The organism is Phenylobacterium sp. (assembly GCF_035276905.1).
Taxonomy (GTDB): Bacteria; Pseudomonadota; Alphaproteobacteria; order Caulobacterales; family Caulobacteraceae; genus Phenylobacterium.
This window is the reverse complement of the sequence record NZ_DATELG010000095.1, coordinates 1-2,124: the sequence shown is the minus strand read 5'-3', so window position 1 is coordinate 2,124 and position 2,124 is coordinate 1. Positions and strand designations below refer to the sequence as shown.

The 2,124-nt window shown below is 69.4% G+C and carries 3 protein-coding genes; 1 reads left to right on the top strand and 2 read right to left on the bottom strand.

What is annotated here, in order from left to right:
* Positions 1-227: 227 nt before the first annotated feature.
* Positions 228-1,013, top strand: coding sequence for a hypothetical protein (locus VJS38_RS04015; RefSeq protein WP_324086863.1), 786 nt, complete (start codon positions 228-230; stop codon positions 1,011-1,013).
* A gap of 267 nt (positions 1,014-1,280) precedes the next feature.
* Here VJS38_RS04015 and VJS38_RS04010 read toward each other — a convergent pair whose 3' ends face one another.
* Both VJS38_RS04010 and VJS38_RS04005 read right to left on the bottom strand, forming a co-directional pair.
* Positions 1,281-1,706, bottom strand: coding sequence for a globin domain-containing protein (locus VJS38_RS04010; protein WP_324086862.1), 426 nt, complete (start codon positions 1,704-1,706; stop codon positions 1,281-1,283).
* The coding region (locus tag VJS38_RS04005) for a helix-turn-helix transcriptional regulator (RefSeq protein ID WP_324086861.1) at positions 1,703-2,124 on the bottom strand (422 nt) is incomplete at its 5' end. The genes VJS38_RS04005 and VJS38_RS04010, both read right to left, overlap by 4 nt.

Here is a 2,124-nt window from a genome sequence, read left to right as displayed (position 1 = left end):
CGGCGGGTACTCGCGCGACTAACACTCGAGCAGTGACCACGCTCTGCGACCAGTGGTTGGCGTGGATGCGCCTCGCGCCGGCAAAGGTTCATGCGCGATAGCGGCTCAATGGACGAATACCGCATTAGCAGATGAGGCGCGCTGCGCTAAGATCAGCCACGTGAACCGTTGTGAACGGTTAAGCATTTCAATTCGGCCATGCGAAAGAGGGAGCGGCGGGCATAAGCGTGTTTACCGTCGAGCAGCGGAATGCTCTCCGCGAACGCGTGCTGCGGCTCGGGGAGGCCGATGACCGCGTCGTAGCCGGAGCCGTCGTGGGCTCGCTCGCTGTGAACGGTGGCGATCGCTTCTCCGACATAGACCTGACGTTCGCCATAGCCGGCCATGTCCCGGTCACCGATGTTCTCGCGGACTGGACCACCAGGCTCACCGGCGAACTCGACGCGGTCTGGCTCACCGACCTTGAACGCGGCGCCACCGTCTACCGCGTCTTCCTGCTCCCAGACGCGCTTCAGCTCGACCTTTCGATGACACCGGCGGCCCGGTTCCGTCCCGCCGGTCCGCGCTTCCGGCTCGTCTTCGGCCAGACCGCCCCAGGCGACCCCGGGATCGGCCCGCCGGCGGGGTCGGTGTTTATCCCCACGCCCGCAGTCGCGGGCGACCTGTTCGGATGGGGCATCATCTATGCGCTGCATGCGCGAGCGTGCATCGAGCGGCGGCGTGCCTGGCAGGCCGAGCACTATATCGGCGCCGTGCGCGATCACGCGCTGTCACTGGCCTGCCTGCGCCAGGGGCTGATCGCGGTACAGGCTCGCGGATATGACGACCTTCCCGCCCAAACCCTCGCCCGGTTTGAGGGCACCCACATCGCCGCGCTCGAGCCCGCAACGCTCCGCGCCGCGCTCGCCGCGGCCGTTCTGGCGCTCACACGCGAAGGCGCGGAGGCAGATCTCCCCCATGCGGAGGTCGTCGCCCAGCGCCTCGGTGAGCTATGCGACGGTGTCCGCCATTAACCGTGGCCGGTAACTTCATAGGCTATGACGAGCTCGTGCCAGGCGTGGCGGGATGACCGGGCCCACCACACTACCGAAGAATGCTCCAGAGCGCCGAATTTGCGCGGCTGGGGGTGCGTCAGAAGCGCAGGCAGTCGCGCGCGGATCGTCCATTCGGGCGCGGCTGTCATCGGCCTGGCGTATGCCAGGTGGTGGATGCGGCTGCGGCTGGCGGTGTCGCCGCGCCCTGACGCTGGCCGGTTTCTGGCCGGCGGTTGAGCCTGGTGGTCAGCTGCTGATGGGCCGGGCCGCGGCTGCGCCTTCGAGCATGGTCTCGGCGACAAGGTTGTAGGCGAGGGCCCATGCCTCGCGTGTGGGGGGGTCGAAGCCGTCGCCGAGGACGGCTGCGAGCGCGGCGAGGAGGGCGTCGCCGAGGGTCCGGTAGTCGGCGGCCCGTACCCCGTAGCCGACGTGCCGGGCGCCGAGGGCGCGGGTGTGGGTGAGAAGTTCGTCGAGGCGGGGCATGGCCTGGACGATCTCGGTGAGTTTCTCGGCGAACCTGACTTCCTGCTCGGGCAGGGGTGTGGTGAACAGCGGGCGCAGCGCCGGGTCCCGTGTGAATAGTTCCTGGTAAAAGCGGGTCGCCATGGCCGGCAGTTGCGGGCCGAGCCGCTCGAACGAGGACTGTACCAAGGTGATCTGCTCTGGTGTCATGCGGTGCTCCCCAGGGCTTGGGCCAGGGCGGCCCGGCTGCTTACCCCCAGTTTGGTGTAGGCGTGCTGCAGGTGATTGTTCACCGTCCGCACGGATAGGTAGAGGCGTTCGGCGATGTCCTTGCTGGTGATGCCGGCGGCGGCGAGCATCGCGATCTCGCGCTCGCGGGAGGAGAGCGGGACCGCGGCGGCGGCGTTAATCGTGGCGGTCCGGAACAGTCCTGGCGTGACGGCGCCTTCGCAGGCGGCGGCGAGTTCGATCGAGCGGCGCAGCGCCGCTGTCGCCGCGCGTCGGTCACCGGCCCGGCTGAAGGCCTCGGCCGAGGCCACCGCGGCCTCAGCCGCCAGCAGCATCGCGCCCAGGGCCGCGAAGTCGCCGGCCGCACCGGCCAGCTCCCGGGCGTCGCGGGCCCGCGCGG

Coding starts and splice junctions, on each gene's coding strand:
- VJS38_RS04010 (WP_324086862.1), bottom strand. CDS start 1,706: ATGACACCAGAGCAGATCACCTTGGTACAGTCCTCGTTCGAGCGGCTC.